This window comes from Psychrobacter sp. M9-54-1 (assembly GCF_016613355.1).
Taxonomy (GTDB): Bacteria; Pseudomonadota; Gammaproteobacteria; order Pseudomonadales; family Moraxellaceae; genus Psychrobacter; species Psychrobacter faecalis.
On the sequence record NZ_JADGFW010000021.1, the window covers coordinates 1 to 20,690 of the forward strand.

Sequence of the window (20,690 nt, forward strand, 5' to 3'; positions counted from 1 at the left end):
GTCTGATGCCAGCATACTTTTTAGAACACCACCTAAATTTTAATAACGCTGAGAGAATTATGAAATCCCCTGCTAACCAAAGCCCTCATACAACGTCTACTACGCCATCTGCCGTTTGGTTAGCGGAAGGTCAGTCAAGCCAGCGTGATATGCTCGCCAGCCTACAATCCTTAAAAGCCCAATCTGAGCCGCCATTTAACATCATCGCGTCACACCGTCATAATAGACCTGAGATTTTTAAATTTGCTGATAGCGTTTACCGTGAGCCCTCTGCAAGCGCCATAGATAGCGATGAGCAAGCGATGTTTGAAACTGCTGAGCCATTGATGCCGCGTTGGCAGTTTGTCTTAGAGCAAGCCAAAAATAATAACGTTAAAGTGCTACTCACGGGGCGCAATGGCATTGATTATGAAGCGCAGCGGGAAGCATTTGACGCGGCGGGTATTCGTTTATTAACTGGCGCGACAAGTGTGGCGGCATTAGAAGCGATAGATGATAAGTTTGCCTTTATGCAGCAGTGTCATGAGCATGATATTCCCGTCGCCGAAGCGTGGCGCTTTGATAATGTCGCAGAGCTTAAATCACTCCTTGCTAGGCACGGTCATCAGCCTTTATGCGTCAAACCAGTGACAGGTATTTTTGCCCAAGGGTTTTGGCGACTTGATACCGACAAGGAAACTGACGCGCGATATGACAGCTTTGAGCATTTATACTTTACCGAAGAGAAAAAAATCAATACCACGCAGTTTATTCATGCCTATGCAAACAGTCTGATGGTGCACGAGCGCCCAATTCCTATGTTGCTGATGCCATATTTATCAGGGCAAGAATACTCTATCGATGTCGTCTGTGAATACGGCGAAGTATTGGCGGCTGTTACCCGTTATAAAACAGGCAAAATCCAGCATATCGGCTACGAGCAAGCGGTCATGGATGTGGTTACTCCACTGATTAAAGCGTTTGGCTGTGATGGTATCGTCAGCGTACAAACCAAGGCCGACGATGACGGGCAGCACCGCGTACTTGAGATTAATAGTCGCCCCTCTGGTGGTATCGGTTACACCACTCATAGCGGTGTCGATTTAACCCAAGTTGCATTTGGCAATTGGCTTGGCTTAACCGCTAAGCCAAAGCTTGCAGATATTGCACAGCAAATCATGCCCTGCCAAGTACGCTCAATTATGGTTAGCGTAAAGATTGAAGCAGAAAATGCTAGCGAGTAAGTAAAAATAAAGACAAAAAATTGTAAGACCAAAGGAAAATAAATGCCAAATAAGCAACACAGCACGACCATTAACTTACCACGCGGCACTCTTGATTTAACTTATCAAACCAATTTTAGCGGTGACAGTAAAAACTACGAGCTAGAAGACTTGCTTGGATTTGCGCAGCGCATTAATCCTAAACGCGCATTTTTGTTTGTCTCAAAAGTCTTAGGTCGCCATATTCCAGTCGCGCCTAGCACCATGCGTGATGCTTTTAGTGATTTGGCAAACTTAGTACCAGATGATTTGCCTGAACCTATTTTGGTCATCGGTATGGCAGAGACGGCGGTTGGGCTATCTGCGGGGGTACATCAAGCGCTACAAACTCGCTATCCACAAGCTTTATTATTAAATTCTACGCGTCATGCGCAACATGATGACAGTCATGACAAAAGCAGCCACTCTTTATTGACCACGTTTAGCGAAGACCATAGTCACGCCAGCCAGCATCTGATTTATCAAAGTGCAGATAACGTCACTCAAGCGCAGCTACTAGCGAGTAAAACCTTGATTATGGTGGATGACGAAGCGTCAACGGGCAATACTTGCGTCAATGTTGTCACGGCCTTACGTAACGCAGGGCTTGATCAATTAGAGCAAGTACATCTGACCACTTTGGTTGATTGGTCCCTAAATCAGGAACGACATCAGCATCAGGATACAGCTGACTCGGATGACGCTGTGCCTGATCAAATCGCCAAACGTCTACCTAATATCAAGTTTCAACGTCATCACTTGTTATCTGGTGCATGGACATGGACGGATGCGCCCAATCCTAAGCCGATTACCATGCCATCGGTCGATACCACTGAGGCTGGCAGTCACATGCTAGGTGATACTGGCAACTGGGGACGCTTCCCAACCCTAGACAGCACCGACGGCTTTGATAATTACCTTTTGAAGTTTCAAACCGCATTCAAGGTGTTTAATAAGCAAGCCCAATCTGAGAAAGAACAATCTGAGAAAGAACAATCTGAGAAAGAACAATCTGAGAAAGAACAATCTGAGAAAGAACAATCTGAGAAAGAACAGTTTGAGAAAGAACAGTTTGAGAAAGAACAGTTTGAGAAAGAGCAGTTGCCCAAGCGGATTTTAGTATTGGGCAGTAATGAGTTTGTCTGGCTGCCGTTTTTGTTGGCTGAATGGCTTGAGACGCAAACTCAAAACTCTACCGTTAATTTTAGTGCGTTAACGCGCTCACCGATTGCCCTTGGTGGCGCGATTAACACTATGCTAAGTTTTAGCGACAACTATGGGCTTGGTATGACCAACTTTGCTTATAATGTTGAGCCTAACGATTGGGACTTAATTGTTTTGTGCGTTGAAACATCAGCGGATAGCGTCGATGACATGTGGCAAAGTTTGGATAATGTGTTGGTGGTGAGTCCGACGCTTTAAGCTGTTTTATAAAAGCTAGCTTACAAAGGCTATCTTATAAAAGCTGTCCTATTAAAACTATCCTTTAAGTTCTGCTTTAATTTTCACATTTAACCCTTACGCACGCTTTTATGGCAAATACTATGACTAGCCCATTTTTTCAAGCCAATCCCGATATTATCAAACCCTACGCGCTGATGGATTTGGACGATACGCTTTTTCAAACCCAACGTAAAATTGATGCATGGGAATTGCCAACGTCTGAACCTGAAAATCTAGTTTGCGCGACCGTTAATAAACAAGGTAAGCCACTAAGTTTTATGAGTCAGCGCCAAGCTGCGTTCTTTAATTGGCTGCTGCTTAGTACAGAGCTGATAGTGGTCACCGCACGCGACCGCAGTGAAATCAAACGTGTTAAGCTGCCTTTTGATAGCTGGCAGGTCTTAACCCACGGTGCGATTATTCTTGATAGAGACGGTGCGCTACAAGCTCAGTGGCAACAGCATATGCATAGTCAGCTTGCACCATTGCAAGATAAATTACAGCAGCTAAGCCAATTATTTGCCAATCATAGTAGAAATGACAACAGTCAGCTGGTATTTACACCGCATATCGATAGCTTTAATAATGGCGCTGATAATGAAGAGCTGACCATTTATCTGGCTATTAAGCATGCGCAAAAGGACCATCAAGCGTTAGTAGAGCTAGCTAAAAAGTTACCAACGTTAATACGTAACTTTGAGCAAGATTTTTATGTGCATGTGAATGCCAATAATCTGGCGATATTGCCGCACGCGGTTCATAAACGCCGTGCAGTGCAGTTTTTATTAGACCAGCATTTAGACCATCAGCGTCCAAGCTTTGGTTTTGGTGATAGCTTGGCCGATTTACCATTTTTGCAATTGCTTGACTGGTACGGCATGCCCAATCATGGTCAGCTACATGAGCGCTTTAGCTCGCAATAGTTTTTAAATAACAACAATAGTAGTAGAACTCATTTTTGTAAGTAGAAACCATCTTATGACCCATCCTCTAACGAACCCAAATATTCAAAAAATACAGGAATACGGCTCGGGCAGCTACCTTGCCAGCGATGTGACCGTACTGCTTGATATCGTTGATAAAGACGCGGTTGCTGATGTACCCGTCAGCCAAAAAGAAGCGCTGATCCAAAGCGGTCAGCGCCATTATTCAGATATGTTAACCTTAGAGAATGCGCCAACTGCCATGCATGAGCAATTGTATCAGCAGGCATTAGAGCAAGGTACCACGAGAACCGCGACAGATATTGTTAACTTGGCTTATACGCTACATCATATTTTTCAGCAAACAGTAAATCTTCAATGTCCATTAATATTAGTCAGCTTAGTACGCGCAGGTTTACCCATTGGCGTATTGTTGCAGCGGGCATTAGCAGATGCTGATAGCAGCTATGCGCGGCCAAGTGTGCATTATGGTATCAGTATCATTCGCGATCGCGGACTTGATCCAGTCGCGCTGCAGATGATATTGGATTCTTATCCAGATAGTCCCATCATATTTGTCGATGGCTGGACAGGCAAAGGCGCTATTTATCAAGAGCTGGCGCGTAGCTTAGACGCCTTTAGTGACCCTAATCATCCAAACTTTGCCAATATTTTTCATCAAGGTGAGAATGTTATTCCTCTATTAACCCTTGCTGACCCCGCAGGCGTTGCTTGGTTGGCGGCAAGTGAGGAAGATTGGCTGATTCCATCAGGTTTATTAAACAGTACGGTATCTGGGCTGATATCACGCAGTTTATATACCGAGCCACAATCGGGACTACATCGTAGCGTCTTTTACGATAATTTGGTTACGGTAGACCATAGCCTAGCCTTTGTTGAGCAGATTGATAGCACGCGGCGTTCATTGTCTACATCTCCACAATACTTGCAAACGTTTAAGCAACCTCGCTATCAGACGGCGGATTTAATTGATACGCTGGCAGTAGAGTATGACATTAGCAATCGCAACCGTATTAAGCCGACCATTGCAGAGGCGACACGGGCGATATTACGCCGTGATCCTGAATGTATCTTACTGGCCACCGCCGATCACCCTGGTACGGTGTTGTTGCGGCATTTATGTAGCGAGCGTGATATCAATATCACAGTATTAGGTGCTAAAATACTCCCCTATCAAGCGATTACACTGATCAAGCAGCGGTCAACAAACCGTCCATGATTTATTAATGTATTGATGCCCTGATATAATGATGTCTTGCGAAAGAAATGCATTAATACTGCATCAGCAGCGCTGTTTTTATCATACGTCCTTACGCTATGAGCCTCCCTCTATAAACCATTCATTTATCACTATCTACGATGCCAACTATGTCCGATATACCGCACAACGAGTCCAACCTTTATAACAACAATCAGTCTTACGCCCACCTGATTACTGAGCGTCATGCGATGCTTAAGCCGCTTACCCATCATCCGTATCAGTTGGGTGCCAGTCTTTACATGCCTGCGACGCGGCAAGATATTTGGCAGGTCATTACGCGTGAAAAATTACCGACCATTAACAGTATTATTATCTGCTTAGAAGATGCGGTCAGCCATGGCGATGTTGAGCTGGCGCTCATACGCCTGCAAACGCTGCTACATACGTGGGCGGCGCATGTCGATAGTATCAATGACCCTGCAAAAAAAGAGAACATTCAATCAAAAGCGCAAACTGCTCAACCAACCAGACCGTTAGTATTTATTCGCCCGCGTCATCCGGCGATGCTCGAGCAGCTGGCAGATTTTGCCCATATTGATTTGGTCGATGGCTTTGTCATGCCAAAAGTCGATATGTATAGTTTGTCTAATTGGCGCATGGCGTCTCAGAATTTAAGCACTGAGCAGCTATTGATGCCGACGCTTGAGACGGCAGCGCTCTTTAATCCTCATCACAATCAAGAATTGGCGATTGGCTTTAAAGAAGCCTTTAGCCAGCCAGTTTTTGCCCTGCGTATCGGTGGTAATGACTTATTTGCAGCGCTGCGTTTACGCCGTCCTAAAAATAGCATCGTCTATGACACCCCGATTGGTACGCTTGCCTATCAGCTGCTTGGCTGCTTTGTACCGCATGGTTTTTATCTTACCGCGCCAGTATTTGAATACTTAGAGCAGCCAACACTATTTATGAAAGAGCTGATGCGTGATGTGAACTTGGGACTGGTCGGCAAAACGGTCATTCACCCAAGCCAGATTGCTTTGGTACAGCAAGCGTATTGCGTACCGTTAAGCACCTTGGATGAAGCGCAGGCAATCTTACATAGCGAGGCAAAAGCGGTATTTAAATATAACGATACCATGCTCGAGCCTGCCACGCACCGTGCATGGGCTACTGAAATCGTCAATCGCGCTGAGGTTTTTGGCACCCTTGATGATATTAATAATGACTATACGGCAAGGCTATAAATAAAGATGTTAACCTTGCTGTTTTGAAATTAATATTTTAATGTTAATTTCTTAAATAGTTTCAATAAAAAAGCCGTTATCCTATTTAAGATAACGGCTTTTTTTCGTATAAACACTTTATTAATTGCTATGTCTGATTCAAAACTGGTTCCAGTCTCGCTCAAAGTTAGACACAGTTTGCTAAAAAGGTATTAATCACTTTATTAACCTGCTCAGGTTCTTCTACCGTCGCTGTATGCCCAGCGCCTTTAATAACCGCAAGCTTAGAGCCTTTAATGGCAAAATGCATGCGCTCCGCTTTTGAATAAGGCGTTGCCACATCTTCATCACCAACGATAATCAATGTCGGCGTGCTAATCTCGCCTAGCTGATCGTAAGTGCCCGAGCGCTCAATGACACCTGTGGTCGCCTTTACGACGCCACCTTTACGATTACCTTGTAACATCGTGAGCCACGCTCTACGGTCAGCCTTACGCGACTTATCGTTCAAAAAGCTACTGCCAAACATAATAGGCATGACTTTTTGACTGACGCGTTTCATACCCAGCCAGCGGATAGCCTTCATCAATTTGCGATACTGCGGGACGTTTTTTGGGTCTTCAGGGTCTGCTGACGTTTCAAGTAAGGTCAGCGATAACAGTAGCTCCGGACGTTTGAGCGCGATACGCTGAGCGATAAAACCACCCATCGATAACCCTAAAAAATGGCATTTATCAATCTTAAGCGCATCCAATAACGCTAGCGTATCTTCGGTCAGCGTCTCCATATCATAGCCCGATTTGCTAATCTCCGACTGACCTTGTCCACGAAAATCAAATGTAATACAGCGGCAGCCATATTTAAAGTACTCCACCTGCTTATCATACATCCGCGTATTCCACAGCAGCCCATGGGCAAAGACCATCACTGGTTTTTGCTTATCATCCGGCGCGCTGTCTTCATAATAAATATCAACGTTATTCACATTTATCACTGGCATAATTACTTCCTTGTTTGTTGCTTATTGATTGCTTGTTTGGTTAACGAAATCCTTAACACTACTGATGTTTAGCATAATGCACCAAGCAAATACTTCATAGCGTTATTTTTGTAGGCAGATCGTATATATTTATTAATACAAATATATAACAAAATAAAAAACTCAAATATTTATGTCCGTGCCTTTAGCGCCCACAAAACTCGCTTTTATAATCATAACAAGCTGCTATAGTAATCAGCTTGCATGACTTGTTACACCTTGTCCATTATAACGTCCATTGTTATCCGCAATGCTTATCTAGAACTTCTTACTAAGGAAACCAACTATGTCACAACCTTTGGTCGAATATCACAGCGAAAACCATATTGCCACCATTACCATGAATGACCCTAAGACGCTAAATGCCTTTAGCACACCATTAAAGGGCGCGGTTATGGATGCGCTTGACGAAGCTGATCAAGATGCCGACGTACGCGTGATTGTCTTGCAAGGATCAAATAATAATTTCTCTAGTGGCGGTCATATCGGTGAGATGTTAGAGAATGGCATGGAATCAGAAGCACTCGTGGCAAAGCTTGATTTTATGCTTAGAGAAGTAGCAGAAGTGAGCCTAAAACTGCGTAATATTCATAAACCCATTATTGCCAAATTAGAAGGTGCCGTCGCGGGTGCTGGGATGAACTTGGCATTAACCTGTGATTTCCGTATTGCCGCTGACAATGCCAAATTCGTGCAAGCGTTTGTTAATATCGGTTTGATTCCTGATGCGGGCGGCATTTACTTACTCAATCAATTGATTGGCGCGGCGAAAACGACTGAGCTTGTGATGCTGGGTGAAAAACTCACTAGCGAAGATGTCGCGCGTCTAAACTTAGTCAATAGCGTCGTGAGCAAAGATGAGCTTGACGCCAGCGTACTAGCATTGGCAACGCGCCTAAGTAATTTACCGGGCAAGGCACTGGCTTCGATGAAGCATATGATTAACGTACATGCTTTTTCAGGCTTAAATGAAGCACTCGATATGGAAGTTGACCAACAAACTATGATGGCAAAAACCGCTGACTTTGCTGAAGGTATCACTGCCTTTATGGAAAAACGTCAGCCCGTTTATCAAGGTAAATAAAAGTTTATAACGCTAATTTTTACACGATCAACAAAAAGGCTGCCTAATCTAATAGCAGCCTTTTTTGAGTCATTTAATACGATTCATCTCTGTATTTATGAAGAAGCAGAAGCGCTCTTATCGTAACGCGGTAAGGTGAATATCTTGTCAAAACCTAAGGTAAATACAAAGGTATAAACCAAGAAAAATAGCAGTAACGCCGCCTCCATCATAAAGGCTTTGATTAAACCAACGTCATACCAAATCATATATAGCGGTAGGCAAATCAATACTAGACCGCCTTCAAACCCTATCGCATGAGCGCTGCGGATTAATAAGGTACGCTTTTTAACCTGCTTGCGCCGCTCCCACGCTTCAAAAGCAGTATTGTATAAAAAGTTCCAGATAACCGCAGCTAATGAGACCATCACCGCAACGGGTAACGACTCTGCCGCATCGCCGCCGCTAAGTTTCATCAGCACAAAGGTAGAAGCAATAATAGCGATAATCTCAAAGATGGTCACATAGACAATACGACGTTTGAGTGGGGATAAAGTAATCAACCAAGACTCCAAAACACTTAGCACTTAAGTATAAACAAAAAGTTGCTTAGTAAAGTATCGGTCCGTCCCGAGATAGAAATGAGAAAAATTGCAGAGCCACGGATTCCGCCTGCCCCTATATTATACATAAGATAATGAGAGAAACTAGTCGCAGCTTATTTTGCTGGCGGACCCCATTGATTGGTTTCGAACTTGGTATCGCTCGCTAAAAATACCAGTAAGATAATAGAGCCTATCAATGGCAAAATAGATATCAAAAACCACCATCCTGAACGGCTAGTATCATGCAATCTGCGAATAGTCACTGCTAAGCCCGGCAAGAACAAACCAAGCGCTACAACAATATAAAATAACCCTATTTCTGAATTGAAGATAATCGCATCTAAAATCATCGCTATGATGACCAATCCCATTTGCACCAATACGAAATACCAATACTCTTTACGCCGAGCACGTCCAGAGAAATTGGCATAATTCCTTAGACCTTTTTTAAACCAGTCCATAATGCCATAGTTTGCCTCAGCACTATGATTATTAACCATCCCAGAATTTGGTAAAGGTGGCGGCGTTACTTTATCAAGCATATTTTTATTTTCCATAGGATTTATTATCACTCACCTTTAACGGTAGAGTCGCCAACTAAAACATTTAATCAACGACTTTGATTATAAGCACTCAATAAAAGTTTGCAAACCATTATTCATATTTTTCAAACATGTAAAAAACCCCGTATCATCACGATACGGGGTTTGTTTTCAAAACATTAAGTAGCTTTCGAATGAAAAACTAGGTCAACTGAGCCACGTTAATTTTGTCCGCTTCTTCAGTGTAATCTTCCATACGGTCGAAGTTCATGTATTTATAAACTTCATCACCCATGCTGTTTAGCATGCCAGCGTATTGCTGGTATTCGTCGTTGGTTGGCAATTTACCAAGCACCGCCGCTACCGCTGCAAGCTCTGCAGACGCGAGATAGACGTTTGCGCCTTGACCTAAACGGTTCGGGAAGTTACGCGTAGATGTTGATACCGCCGTAGATTTCGGTGCGATACGTGCTTGGTTACCCATACATAGTGAACAACCTGGCATTTCAGTACGAGCGCCAGCTTGAGCGTAAATGTTGTAATAACCTTCTTCCATCAACTGACGCGCATCCATCTTAGTCGGTGGCGCAATCCATAGACGAGTCTTGAGGCTTCCTGCTGGTACATCTTGTAGCAGTTTACCCGCAGCACGGAAGTGACCAATGTTGGTCATACATGAACCAATGAATACTTCATCAATGGTATCACCAGCGACGTCAGCCAATGTTTTAGCATCGTCTGGATCGTTCGGGCAGCAAAGAATTGGCTCTTTGATCTCGCTCATATCGATAGTCATATCGATGGCGTATTCTGCATCTTCGTCAGCACGCATGAGGCTTGGGTTCGCTAGCCATTCTTGCATTTGCTCAACGCGGCGGCTGATGGTACGCGCATCGCCATAGCCTTCTGAAATCATCCACTTAAGCAAGGTGATGTTTGAGTTTAGGTACTCAGTTACTGATTCTTCAGACAAAGTAATGGTACAACCAGCAGCACTACGCTCAGCTGACGCATCAGACAATTCAAACGCTTGCTCAGCGGTTAGGTCTTCTAGACCTTCGATCTCTAAAATACGACCGTTAAACTCGTTGATTTTACCTTTCTTATCAACGGTCAAATAACCTTCTTTGATCGCTTGATAAGGAATCGCATGGACCAAGTCACGTAGCGTGATACCAGGTTGACGTTCGCCAACAAAGCGCACACGAACAGACTCAGGCATATCAAGTGGCATCACACCAGTTGCTGCTGCGAATGCAACCAAACCAGAACCGGCTGGGAACGAGATACCCATTGGGAAACGCGTATGCGAGTCACCACCAGTACCAACGGTATCTGGAAGTAGCATACGGTTAAGCCACGAGTGAATGATACCATCACCAGGACGTAAGCTGACGCCGCCACGGTTCATGATAAAATCAGGTAGTGTGTGCTGAGTTTCAACGTCAACTGGCTTTGGATAAGCAGCGGTATGACAGAACGACTGCATCACTAGGTCGGCTTGGAAGCCTAGGCAAGCCAAATCTTTTAGCTCGTCACGAGTCATCGGACCAGTGGTATCCTGACTTCCTACGGTAGTCATTTTTGGCTCACAGTACATACCAGGACGTACGCCTTCTAGACCACAAGCTTTACCAACCATTTTTTGCGCAAGGGTAAAGCCTTTACCGGTATCAGCTGGCTCTTCTGGCTTAGCAAATACGTCTGAATGACCAAGACCCATATATTCACGAGCACGATTGGTCAAACCACGACCAACGATTAATGGAATACGGCCGCCTGCGCGCACTTCGTCAAGCAAGGTTGGCGAGTTTAGCGTAAAGGTTGACAATACTTCGTCAGAGTCGTGCTTAGTGATTTTGCCTTCATACGGATAGATGTCAAACACATCGCCCATGTTTAGGTTATCAACGGCCACTTTTTCGATTGGCAAGGCGCCAGAATCTTCCATGGTGTTAAAGAAGATAGGAGCGATATTGTTACCTAATACCAAACCGCCACCACGTTTGTTTGGTACGTTCGGGATGTCTTCGCCCATGAGCCAAAGTACCGAGTTGGTTGCAGACTTACGGCTAGAACCGGTACCAACCACGTCGCCAACATAGGCAAGTGGATGACCTTTTTCTTTTAACGCTTCGATTTGCTTCATTGGACCAACAACACCCTCTTCGTCAGCAAAGATGCCGTCGCGAGAGTTTTTGTGCATGGCTAGTGAATGCAATGGAATGTCGGGGCGGCTCCACGCGTCTTGCGCTGGTGACAAGTCATCAGTGTTGGTTTCGCCAGTGACTTTAAAGGTGGTATAAGTAGTTTTCTCTGGTACTTCAGGACGGCTTAAGAACCACTCCGCGTCAGCCCAAGATTGCACCACTTCTTTAGCAATAGCATTGCCAGCTTCGGCTTTTTCGGTCACGTCATTAAACGCGTCAAATACGAGTAATGTTTTCTTTAACGCATCAGCAGCTTCTTGTGCGACTTCCGCGTCGTCTAATGCTGCAACCAATGGCTGAACGTTGTAACCACCTTGCATGGTACCTAAGATTTCAACGGCTTTTTTCTTGCTGATAAGTGGTGAAGTCGCTTCGCCTTTAACAATAGCAGCTAAAAATGCAGCTTTAACATAAGCGGCTTGGTCAACACCGGCAGGAATACGGTTTTCTAACAAGTCCATCAAGAACGCATCTTCGCCCGCTGGTGGGTTTTTAAGTAGCTCTACCAATTCTGCTACCTGCTTCTCATTTAATGGAAGTGGTACAGTCCCTAGCTCAGCACGTTCTGCGACATGTTTACGATAAGCTTCTAACACAATAGTCGTCCTCGTCGGTTGGTGACCAGTACATCACGTGAGTAGTCAGGATGACAGCCTACATCGATGTACTGCATTGAATAATTATCCGTGCAATCATAGCTCAAAACGCTCAAAATGTTAATGGCTGAGGCGCGAAAAGGCGCAGAATAACGCCATATTGGACATTTATTATAAAAATAGTGCCATAACCAATATGATTGACGCGGTTAAATAAAAACCCTGTGCCTGCTATACTCTGACAACCTCAAAACCGATCAGATATTTTTTATCAGCGAATTTTTATATGCGACTTGATAAAACACACTTTGCCAATAAATATTAAGGATAATAAGATGGACGATAATACCAACTATCAAAACGGTCTAAAAGTTCGTACCGAAGTGATGGGCGAGCAACATGTCAAACGCTCGCTCGATTCGGCAACGTCATTCACCCAGCCGCTGCAAGACTGGATTATCGAACATGCTTGGGGCAGCACGTGGCAAGACGACACCATATTACCGCGCAAATATCGCTCATTAATTACCATGGCTTTCTTAATTGCGCAAAAAAGCCCAAATGAGCTCAAGGGACACATCCGAGGAGCAATTAATAATGGCGCCAGCGTCGCTGAAATCCGAGAAGTACTGATGCATAGCCTGCCTTATTGCGGCGCACCTGCTACCCAAGAAGCGTTTCGCGCAGCCATAGATGTGCTAAATGACATGGACATTGATATCAATAAATAAAACTAGGGTAAAGGTGCGCTTCGTAGTAGTCTTATTAGTGATAAAACCTTATTTAGCCTTAGTAGCTTTTTTGATTGTCTTAACAAGATTGCCCAAAAAACCTTGAGCCATTATCTGCTATAATAGCTGCATCCATAAAACATTCTAATAATGCCAAAAACCCTTATCATATCAAGGGTTAAGAGAACATTTGATTATGACAAACGCCGTACAAACCCATGTCCCCGCTGCCCGTGCAAAACCGAAAAAAGCCATCCAAGGCGAAAAGCTACGTGGCTACGATAAGGTCGCGCGCATCCCAATTAAAGTGATTCCGACCGTCGAGCCAAAGAAAAAGCCTGATTGGATTCGGGTTAAAATGTCGTCACCTGCGGAAGTAGCGCGTATCAAAGCCACTCTGCGTGAGCAAAAGCTTTATACCGTCTGCGAAGAAGCCGCTTGCCCGAATTTGCCGCAGTGCTTCGCTGATGGTACGGCAACCTTTATGATTATGGGTGATATCTGTACCCGTCGCTGCCCGTTTTGTGATGTCGGTCATGGTCGTCCAAATGAATTGGACAAAGACGAGCCACGCCATACCGCTGAGACCATTCAAGGTCTAGGTCTGAAATACGCAGTGATTACTTCAGTTGACCGCGATGATTTAAAAGACGGCGGTGCTGGACATTTCGTTGAAGTTCTCAATGAATCGCGCGCGCTAAGCCCAAATTGCTTGATCGAAATACTAGTGCCAGATTTCCGTGGGCGTATGGAAATAGCCTTAGATTTATTGACTGAAACCGCGCCAGATGTGTTTAACCACAATATCGAAACCGTGCCGCGTCTGTATAAAGCCTTCCGTCCAGGCTCTGACTATCAGCATTCATTAGACTTGCTCAAGCTCTATAAAGAGCGCCGTCCTGATATCGCCACTAAATGCGGTTTTATGGTTGGACTTGGTGAGACCGAAGAAGAAATTTATGCGCTGCTTGATGATTTAAAAGCCCATGACGTCGATATGATTACCATCGGTCAGTACCTGCAACCCAGTAAAGACCATGCGCCAGTTGATCGTTACGTACATCCAGACGAATTCCAGCGTTATATGGACTATGGTAAAAAGATTGGTTTCTTTAGCATTTGGGCCGGCCCAATGGTACGCTCAAGCTACTTTGCCGATCGTCAATACTATGGTGAAGATTGCCCAGCACCAATTCGTAGCAAAAAAGCGCTTGAAGCAGAAGGTAAGCTTGGCTGCTAGATTCTAAAACCTTTATACCTATAAAAGAGAGACCTATCATGGTCTCTTTTTTTGTGTTTATTTTTTATCTTTACCGTTATAGTCTGAAAAATCTGTAGAATAAAACCGCTACCAATATTGCTAACCTTAAAGGAAAAATTATGAAAAAACTATTTGCTTCGAGCATCGTTTTTGCCACATTTGTCCTAGCTGGCTGTGCCACTTCTGATATGAATACCAATGCTGGCACGGCGATTGGCTCGGCAAACGAGATTGGGATGAATATCTTTAAAGCCGCTATTGATAACCAATGCCGCAGTCAGATTGAAAAACAAAATGCTTGGCGCATTGCTAGTGTGGCGATGACGGACGCCCAAGAGGAAGAGATAAAAGGTCGAGTTTGCGGCTGCGTCAGCGAGCAAGCGCCGCAGCAAGTGACCCTTGTTGAACTTGGCAATGCGGCAATTGATGCCAACTATCGCACACAGCTGGTCACTAAAGTGGTAGCAAAAACGCTGCAAAGCTGTTATGGCAGTATCGTTAAATAAGTAGCTGGAAAATAGATGCTGGATCAGCGACTTGACTAAAGGGCTTATTTCACGAAATAAGTTGGGTTATTAATTGCACAACCCAACTTATTCATATAGTTTATTTACTATTGTGAATGACAAATGGAATTTATCTTTAACCCATGTCAAGGATGACTGATGAAAAGACGTGCATTTATAAAACTTGGTGGTCAGGTAACGATAGCCGGTACTGTGTTGACTCAGCTCAGTGCTTGCTCATCAGATGATGACGACGTTAGGCCACCAAATAACCTCGATGGTTTAGATGGTTTAGATGGTTTAGATGACTTAGGCTATCAAGGCGCAGCACCTTTTGTGCATGGCATTGCCAGTGGTGACCCGCTCCAAGATCGGGTCATACTATGGACACGAATTACCAATGACGGCAGTATCCAAGCCGCCAGCATTCCTGTTGCTTATAGGGTAGCAACAGACCCAGCGCTGAAAAACATCGTTACTCAAGGTCGCGCAATAGCGACAGCGCAATCCGACTTCACCGTAAAAGTCGACCCTAAAGACCTACAACCCAATACCACTTATTATTATGCTTTTGAAGCACTAGGCTATCGCTCTCCTATTGGTCGCACACGCACCATACCACAAGCAGACTTGCCAGCAAGCGAAGTTGATCGTGTGCGCTTAGCCGTGGTTTCCTGCTCAAACTATGGCTTTGGCTACTTTAATGGTTATGCCAATATCGCCAAGCAAGCCGATATCTCTGCCGTCATACATTTGGGTGATTATATCTATGAGTATCCAGAAGGCTTCTATCGTGATAACGATTTAAAAGAAGAGCGACCGCTAGAGCCAAAAAACGAGATTATCAGCTTAGAGGATTATCGTCGCCGCTACGCTTGCTACCGTACCGATGTCGATTTGCAAGAATGTCACCGTCAGCATCCGTTTATCGCTGTTTGGGACGATCACGAAATCGCAGACAATTCATGGAAAGGTGGTGCAGGTTTTCATACTGAGAGTAAAGGCAGCTATATAGAACGCAAAATGTCGGCCGTGCGCGCTTATCATGAGTGGATGCCTATCCGCGATGACAGTAGCAACGAGCTAGACAGTCAATTACGCATCTATCGACGTTTTGAGTTTGGTAAATTATTCGATTTAAACATGCTAGATACGCGCATATTTGGTCGCGAAAAGCTTGATGCCAAAGCCAGCAACGAGCCTGAACGTCAATTATTAGGTCTTGAACAAGAAAACTGGCTCTATTTAAAGATGCTCGAAGGTAAACGCCGACAAGCAACATGGCAAATACTCGGGCAACAAGTTATTTTAGCGCCATTTAAAGGCACTTTTGCCACCAATTCTGGCGATATTTGGAATGGGTATGCCAGTGCACGCACACGTTTGCTCAACTTTATCGAAGAAAATAATATCTCCAATACGGTTGTTTTAACTGGGGATTATCATGCTTCCTTTGCATTTGATATTGCAAAAAACCCTTTTGAAGCAAGTAGCTATAATCCTCTAACCGGCAAAGGTTCTTTAGCTGTAGAGTTCGTCTGTCCGGCATTGACGTCTTCGCCCTTTCCTGAAACTGCAGGTGTTGAGCTAAACCCGCATCAGAAATTTAACAATCAGACCGAACGTGGTTATATGCTCCTCGATATCACTGAGCAGGCGTTTCAATGTGAATGGTATTATACGGACACCTTAAAAAAACGAGATGATAGCGTAAAATTTGCAAAAAGCTTGATTACTAAAACACAGACTAACCACTTGATTGACGGCAGTCAATCGCGCCCGCTTACTAACGTCGCTGCCCTATCTGATGCTAACAAATCTATGGCAGTGAAAAAGTCTGCCGTTTTAAGTGGCGCTTAGCACAATATGCTCCGCACAGTATTTTGCATACTTAAGGTAAAAAAATAGTAGCCAAAAAAAAGGGTGAGTCATATGATTTACCCTTTTTTATTACTCATTTAGCTAATGGGATTTATGAAATACTGACGTACTTATGATTAGTCAATTTATAACTCATTGCTAGGCGTTGGACGAACGGGCAAAGACGCGGTCGATGGCAATATTTTACTGCGATGAAAATACTTAGATGAGCCGTCGATTATCTTATTTACTTCTTTGACCAAAGCATGGATGACATCATCATAAACGCCATGATATAACTCGGTCTCAAACGCTGTAAAAGGATGCTTACGCGATGCCGAACTGACTTCTGTCACGCCCTGCTTACTATAAAAAATGTCGACGCGGCCATCACTATTTAACACACAATTCAACTCTCCGCCTTCAAGCGCCATCTCGATACGCTCAGGCATAAAAATATAATCATCCACATCCATGAGCTTTTTTTCTACTTCTCTCTTAAAAAAAGATTTGATATCAAACATACATACACCCTTTGTCTTAAAATTTTAAAAACCTTTAGCACGTCTATTCTTATGGTCTTAATGGTATGCGTCTCGCATATCTGCTTATGATAGATCATGCTTTATTAACTTATCCTATAAGGTGTACGGATACTTTTTAAGACAGTATATGTAAAACTGCGTTTGATGTTGGTAAAAAAAAGACGCCGTCTAAGCATCCCTTCTTTTTTGGTAAATCCAATCATACGATTGTGCGTAATTACACCCAGCCTTTTTCACGAAATAACTGTAACGTCTTAATAACGACTGTCATCTCTTCGGGTGTGCCAAGTGTGATGCGGTTAAAACCTGGTATCGAAGGGAACTCGCGACCAACGGCAATACCATGTTCGAGCATACGATCGATATAGGTTTGCACGTCACCCTTGACTTCATAAAAAATAAAATTGGTTTGCGAGGGCAAATAACGCAGCCCCAGCTCATCGAGCGCTGTCTGCATCATTTTTCTTGCTTGATTGGTGGTTTGTAAGCTATGCGCCAAAAACGCCTCGTCTTCTAGCGTTGCTATTGCTGCAACCGCACCTAACATGTTGATATTATCCGTAGACATCAAAGACCCGATTTCTGCAATCATCGGTGGATTGGCAATCGCATAACCGACGCGCAAGCCTGCTAGCCCAAATAATTTTGAGAAAGTGCGCACGACAATCAAGTTATCTGATAGTTCCTCTTTTATCCATTCAACGCCGCTCACAAAACTTGGATCGGTGATATAGCCAAAGTAGGCTTCATCCACTAAGAAATAGTGGTTTTTCGGCGCATTTTTTATCCACGCTTTGAGCGTATCCGTTTCGGTAATGATAGCCGTTGGATTATTAGGATTGCACAAATAAAAAAGACTGATACCGTCAAATTGAGCAGCCACTTTTTGTAGATTATCAAAGTCTAAATCATAGTCATCGCGCGTTAATGGCACTTTGACTACTGAAATACCTAAGGAGCGTGCATACAGCTCGGCACAGCCGAAAGTTGGGTCTGGAATGATTAGCTGAAACCTTGTATCTGTTTTTAATGCTTTGTCATGCAGCATTTGCACCACTGCTCTGATACTCTCGATTGAGCCATTGCCCAATAAAACCTGATTTTCAGATACGCCGTTGAGAGCCGCTACTTTGCTCAGCAGCGTAGCGCGATGTTTATCAGGATAGCGAGCAGCGCCAGCCAAAGCATTAGCGATGGCTTCTTTGGCAGAGTCTGACATGCCCAAAGAGTTTTCATTAAAGTCTAACTTCAGTAATTTATGACTGTTGTTATTGATAATATTATGCATGATAGGTAATCCGCCTAAGTCGTCCATGAATGATAAAGCGCATGCAGCTGCGTCATATCATCTTAAGTGGCATTTCTCATAATTACAAGTTATCTAATGGCAAATTATTAGTTATTAATATACCTAGATAGAAGTACGTTTAACTTTAAATATCCCGTAAAAAAAGGTGAGCTGCAGCCTATGCAACTCACCTTTCTACGTCTACATTCAGTCGGAATTAAACCATTAAATCAAATGCGCTTTTAATTCCAATACTTTATCACGCGTTTTTGCCGCCTCTTCAAATTTCAAATCTCGTGACATTTGCTGCATTTGCTTCTCAAGGCGTTTGATTTCTTTGGCGAGCAAATCAGGACTGCGTAAAATACTGATATCGACATCAGGCAAATTGCTTTTCACAGGAATCACTTGATTGTCATTAGCATCAAGGTCTTCACCGGTATCAATTTTATCGGTGATACTACGGCGCGCCCCTTTTGGCGTGATATTATGCTCAAGGTTAAAGGCGATTTGCTTTTCGCGGCGACGGTCGGTCTCCTCTATCGCTTTTTCCATACTCGGTGTAATACGGTCGGCATACAAAATCGCTTTACCGTTTAAGTGACGCGCAGCACGGCCAATGGTCTGAATCAAAGAGCGCTCAGAACGTAAAAAGCCTTCTTTATCGGCGTCAAAGATAGCGACGAGTGACACCTCGGGCATATCAAGCCCTTCACGTAAAAGGTTAATACCGACCAGCACATCATGGACACCCGTTCGTAGCTCATGGATAATCTGCATACGCTCCACCGTATCGATATCCGAGTGTAAATAGGCAACGTTGATGTTGTATTCTTTAAGGTAACTGGTCAAGTCTTCTGCCATTCGCTTAGTCAAAGTTGTGATTAAGACGCGCTCGTCAAGCTCGCGGCGTTTGGTAATCTCCGACAATACATCATCAACCTGCGTTAATACCGGACGAATCTCAATCTCAGGGTCAATCAAACCAGTTGGGCGCACCACTTGCTCAACCACTTGCTCGCTATGCTCAAGCTCATATTGCGCAGGCGTCGCGCTGACATAAATGGTTTTGGGCTTGATACGCTCCCACTCTTCAAACTTCATCGGGCGGTTATTCATCGCACTTGGCAGACGAAAGCCATAATTGACCAAGTTTTCTTTACGCGATCTATCGCCTTTATACATCGCGCCAATCTGCGAAACCGTCACGTGTGATTCGTCGATAAATAACAACGCATCTTCTGGAACATAATCAAACAAGGTCGGCGGTGCTTCTCCTGACGGACGGCCAGAGAGATGCTGCGAGTAGTTTTCAATACCGTTACAGTAGCCAAGCTGCTGAATCATCTCAAGGTCATACTGGGTGCGCTCTTTTAGACGCTGCGCTTCAACCAATTTATTATTGTCGCGAAAATACTCTAAGCGCGGCTCAAGCTCGGCGCGAATGGTATGACTTGCTGCTTCCAGTTTATTGCGCGGGGTCACGTAGTGCGATTTTGGATAAATGGTAATACGCGGCACACTTCGGACGGTTTTGCCGGTTAACGGGTCAAACCAAGTGATTTTTTCCACTTCATCATCAAATAAATGCACGCGCACCGCTAGCTGCTCAGATTCCGCAGGATAAATATCTAACAGCTCACCGCGCAAGCGATAGGTACCACGGCCAAAATCTAACTCATTACGGTTATATTGCATTTCAACCAAACGCTTAATGGTCGCCGTCCGATCGATTTTGTCACCGACGACGACATGCAAAAGCATTTTTAGATAGCTTTCTGGATCGCCCAAACCATAAATACAGGAGACCGAAGCCACGATAATCGCATCACGGCGCTCAAGCAGCGCCCGCGTCGCTGATAGGCGCATTTGGTCAATATGGTCGTTGATGGCACTGTCTTTTTCGATAAAGGTGTCGCTGGCAGCAACATAGGCTTCCGGCTGATAATAGTCGTAATAACTGACAAAATACTCAACCGCATTATTTGGAAAGAACGCTTTAAATTCGCCATAGAGCTGGGCGGCAAGGGTTTTGTTGTGCGCCATAATAATGGTTGGACGTTGGCATTCAGCGATGACTTTTGCCATGGTATAAGTCTTACCGGAACCGGTCACACCGAGTAACAGCTGCTCATCCATCCCAGCATTTATACCATTAACAAGCTTGGCAATCGCTTGCGGTTGATCGCCTGCCGGCTCAAAGTCGGTGACCATCTCAAAGGCGCGGCTTGATATTTGCGTACCAGACGCGTTGACACCACTGATTTCAGCTTCGCCTTGCAGCTGAGTGGCCAATTGGTTTAACTGACGCGACGAGCGCGGTTCAGGCATTCGCATAATGGCTTTCTTCCTGACATTTATAAAAGGTTATAAGAATTTGGATTTATAACAA

The 20,690-nt window shown here is 44.2% G+C and carries 17 protein-coding genes; 10 read left to right on the forward strand and 7 right to left on the reverse strand.

Going from position 1 to position 20,690, the window contains the following annotated elements:
- The 5 genes from IQ457_RS08830 to IQ457_RS08850 form a co-directional block, all read left to right on the forward strand.
- On the forward strand, nucleotides 1-1,223 hold a 1,223-nt coding region (locus tag IQ457_RS08830; protein WP_446737539.1), incomplete at its 5' end, for an ATP-grasp domain-containing protein.
- Nucleotides 1,224-1,265: 42 nt separating this feature from the next.
- Nucleotides 1,266-2,663 carry a phosphoribosyltransferase domain-containing protein gene (locus tag IQ457_RS08835; RefSeq protein WP_200662872.1) on the forward strand — a complete coding sequence of 466 codons (1,398 nt, stop codon included), beginning with the start codon at nucleotides 1,266-1,268 and terminating at the stop codon, nucleotides 2,661-2,663.
- A 122-nt stretch (nucleotides 2,664-2,785) separates the two neighbouring features.
- The gene (locus IQ457_RS08840) at nucleotides 2,786-3,607 is read left to right on the forward strand and encodes an HAD hydrolase family protein (RefSeq protein ID WP_200662873.1); all 822 of its coding nucleotides are present in this window, start codon (nucleotides 2,786-2,788) and stop codon (nucleotides 3,605-3,607) included.
- Nucleotides 3,608-3,662: 55 nt separating this feature from the next.
- Nucleotides 3,663-4,847 carry a cysteine protease StiP domain-containing protein gene (locus IQ457_RS08845; RefSeq protein WP_200662874.1) on the forward strand — a complete coding sequence of 395 codons (1,185 nt, stop codon included), beginning with the start codon at nucleotides 3,663-3,665 and terminating at the stop codon, nucleotides 4,845-4,847.
- A gap of 149 nt (nucleotides 4,848-4,996) precedes the next feature.
- Nucleotides 4,997-6,073, forward strand: coding sequence for an HpcH/HpaI aldolase/citrate lyase family protein (locus IQ457_RS08850; protein ID WP_200662875.1), 1,077 nt, complete (start codon nucleotides 4,997-4,999; stop codon nucleotides 6,071-6,073).
- Nucleotides 6,074-6,239: 166 nt separating this feature from the next.
- On the opposite strand, the gene IQ457_RS08855 is transcribed toward IQ457_RS08850, so the two are convergent.
- Nucleotides 6,240-7,052: an alpha/beta fold hydrolase gene (locus tag IQ457_RS08855; RefSeq protein ID WP_200662876.1), complete on the reverse strand. Its 813-nt coding sequence runs from the start codon at nucleotides 7,050-7,052 to the stop codon at nucleotides 6,240-6,242.
- A 325-nt stretch (nucleotides 7,053-7,377) separates the two neighbouring features.
- Between IQ457_RS08855 and IQ457_RS08860 the strand changes: the two genes are divergently transcribed.
- Nucleotides 7,378-8,175 carry an enoyl-CoA hydratase/isomerase family protein gene (locus IQ457_RS08860; protein ID WP_200662877.1) on the forward strand — a complete coding sequence of 266 codons (798 nt, stop codon included), beginning with the start codon at nucleotides 7,378-7,380 and terminating at the stop codon, nucleotides 8,173-8,175.
- A gap of 95 nt (nucleotides 8,176-8,270) precedes the next feature.
- On the opposite strand, the gene IQ457_RS08865 is transcribed toward IQ457_RS08860, so the two are convergent.
- From IQ457_RS08865 to acnB, 3 genes are all read right to left on the reverse strand, one after another.
- Nucleotides 8,271-8,717, reverse strand: coding sequence for a PACE efflux transporter (locus IQ457_RS08865; protein ID WP_200662878.1), 447 nt, complete (start codon nucleotides 8,715-8,717; stop codon nucleotides 8,271-8,273).
- 155 nt (nucleotides 8,718-8,872) lie between these two features.
- The gene (locus IQ457_RS08870) at nucleotides 8,873-9,316 is read right to left on the reverse strand and encodes a DUF805 domain-containing protein (protein WP_242465397.1); all 444 of its coding nucleotides are present in this window, start codon (nucleotides 9,314-9,316) and stop codon (nucleotides 8,873-8,875) included.
- Nucleotides 9,317-9,503: 187 nt separating this feature from the next.
- On the reverse strand, nucleotides 9,504-12,107 hold the full coding sequence (acnB, locus tag IQ457_RS08875) for a bifunctional aconitate hydratase 2/2-methylisocitrate dehydratase (RefSeq protein ID WP_068406186.1): 2,604 nt from the start codon (nucleotides 12,105-12,107) through the stop codon (nucleotides 9,504-9,506).
- A 335-nt stretch (nucleotides 12,108-12,442) separates the two neighbouring features.
- Between acnB and IQ457_RS08880 the strand changes: the two genes are divergently transcribed.
- The 4 genes from IQ457_RS08880 (at nucleotide 12,443) to IQ457_RS08895 (ending at nucleotide 16,465) form a co-directional block, all read left to right on the forward strand.
- The gene (locus tag IQ457_RS08880; RefSeq protein WP_200662879.1) at nucleotides 12,443-12,838 is read left to right on the forward strand and encodes a carboxymuconolactone decarboxylase family protein; all 396 of its coding nucleotides are present in this window, start codon (nucleotides 12,443-12,445) and stop codon (nucleotides 12,836-12,838) included.
- 196 nt (nucleotides 12,839-13,034) lie between these two features.
- Nucleotides 13,035-14,078: a lipoyl synthase gene (lipA, locus tag IQ457_RS08885; RefSeq protein WP_200662880.1), complete on the forward strand. Its 1,044-nt coding sequence runs from the start codon at nucleotides 13,035-13,037 to the stop codon at nucleotides 14,076-14,078.
- A 140-nt stretch (nucleotides 14,079-14,218) separates the two neighbouring features.
- A complete protein-coding gene (locus IQ457_RS08890; RefSeq protein WP_200662881.1) occupies nucleotides 14,219-14,605 on the forward strand; it encodes a hypothetical protein in 387 nt (128 codons plus the stop codon).
- A 159-nt stretch (nucleotides 14,606-14,764) separates the two neighbouring features.
- On the forward strand, nucleotides 14,765-16,465 hold the full coding sequence (locus tag IQ457_RS08895) for an alkaline phosphatase D family protein (RefSeq protein ID WP_200662882.1): 1,701 nt from the start codon (nucleotides 14,765-14,767) through the stop codon (nucleotides 16,463-16,465).
- Between the two features lie 146 nt (nucleotides 16,466-16,611).
- Here IQ457_RS08895 and IQ457_RS08900 read toward each other — a convergent pair whose 3' ends face one another.
- From IQ457_RS08900 to uvrB, 3 genes are all read right to left on the reverse strand, one after another.
- Nucleotides 16,612-16,989: a hypothetical protein gene (locus tag IQ457_RS08900; protein WP_102077848.1), complete on the reverse strand. Its 378-nt coding sequence runs from the start codon at nucleotides 16,987-16,989 to the stop codon at nucleotides 16,612-16,614.
- A 238-nt stretch (nucleotides 16,990-17,227) separates the two neighbouring features.
- Nucleotides 17,228-18,298, reverse strand: coding sequence for a pyridoxal phosphate-dependent aminotransferase (locus tag IQ457_RS08905; RefSeq protein WP_207161727.1), 1,071 nt, complete (start codon nucleotides 18,296-18,298; stop codon nucleotides 17,228-17,230).
- Nucleotides 18,299-18,523: 225 nt separating this feature from the next.
- The gene (uvrB, locus tag IQ457_RS08910; protein ID WP_200662883.1) at nucleotides 18,524-20,635 is read right to left on the reverse strand and encodes an excinuclease ABC subunit UvrB; all 2,112 of its coding nucleotides are present in this window, start codon (nucleotides 20,633-20,635) and stop codon (nucleotides 18,524-18,526) included.
- Between the last annotated feature and the right edge of the window lie 55 nt (nucleotides 20,636-20,690).

Excerpts from the sequence above, each read along its gene's own strand:
- IQ457_RS08855 (WP_200662876.1), bottom strand. The coding sequence starts at position 7,052 with ATGCCAGTGATAAATGTGAATAACGTTGATATTTATTATGAAGACAGC.
- IQ457_RS08835 (WP_200662872.1), top strand. The coding sequence starts at position 1,266 with ATGCCAAATAAGCAACACAGCACGACCATTAACTTACCACGCGGCACT.
- lipA (WP_200662880.1), top strand. The coding sequence starts at position 13,035 with ATGACAAACGCCGTACAAACCCATGTCCCCGCTGCCCGTGCAAAACCG.
- IQ457_RS08905 (WP_207161727.1), bottom strand. The coding sequence starts at position 18,298 with ATGCATAATATTATCAATAACAACAGTCATAAATTACTGAAGTTAGAC.
- IQ457_RS08900 (WP_102077848.1), bottom strand. The coding sequence starts at position 16,989 with ATGTTTGATATCAAATCTTTTTTTAAGAGAGAAGTAGAAAAAAAGCTC.
- IQ457_RS08895 (WP_200662882.1), top strand. The coding sequence starts at position 14,765 with ATGAAAAGACGTGCATTTATAAAACTTGGTGGTCAGGTAACGATAGCC.
- IQ457_RS08860 (WP_200662877.1), top strand. The coding sequence starts at position 7,378 with ATGTCACAACCTTTGGTCGAATATCACAGCGAAAACCATATTGCCACC.
- IQ457_RS08870 (WP_242465397.1), bottom strand. The coding sequence starts at position 9,316 with ATGGAAAATAAAAATATGCTTGATAAAGTAACGCCGCCACCTTTACCA.
- IQ457_RS08850 (WP_200662875.1), top strand. The coding sequence starts at position 4,997 with ATGTCCGATATACCGCACAACGAGTCCAACCTTTATAACAACAATCAG.
- IQ457_RS08840 (WP_200662873.1), top strand. The coding sequence starts at position 2,786 with ATGACTAGCCCATTTTTTCAAGCCAATCCCGATATTATCAAACCCTAC.
- IQ457_RS08890 (WP_200662881.1), top strand. The coding sequence starts at position 14,219 with ATGAAAAAACTATTTGCTTCGAGCATCGTTTTTGCCACATTTGTCCTA.
- uvrB (WP_200662883.1), bottom strand. The coding sequence starts at position 20,635 with ATGCGAATGCCTGAACCGCGCTCGTCGCGTCAGTTAAACCAATTGGCC.
- IQ457_RS08880 (WP_200662879.1), top strand. The coding sequence starts at position 12,443 with ATGGACGATAATACCAACTATCAAAACGGTCTAAAAGTTCGTACCGAA.
- IQ457_RS08845 (WP_200662874.1), top strand. The coding sequence starts at position 3,663 with ATGACCCATCCTCTAACGAACCCAAATATTCAAAAAATACAGGAATAC.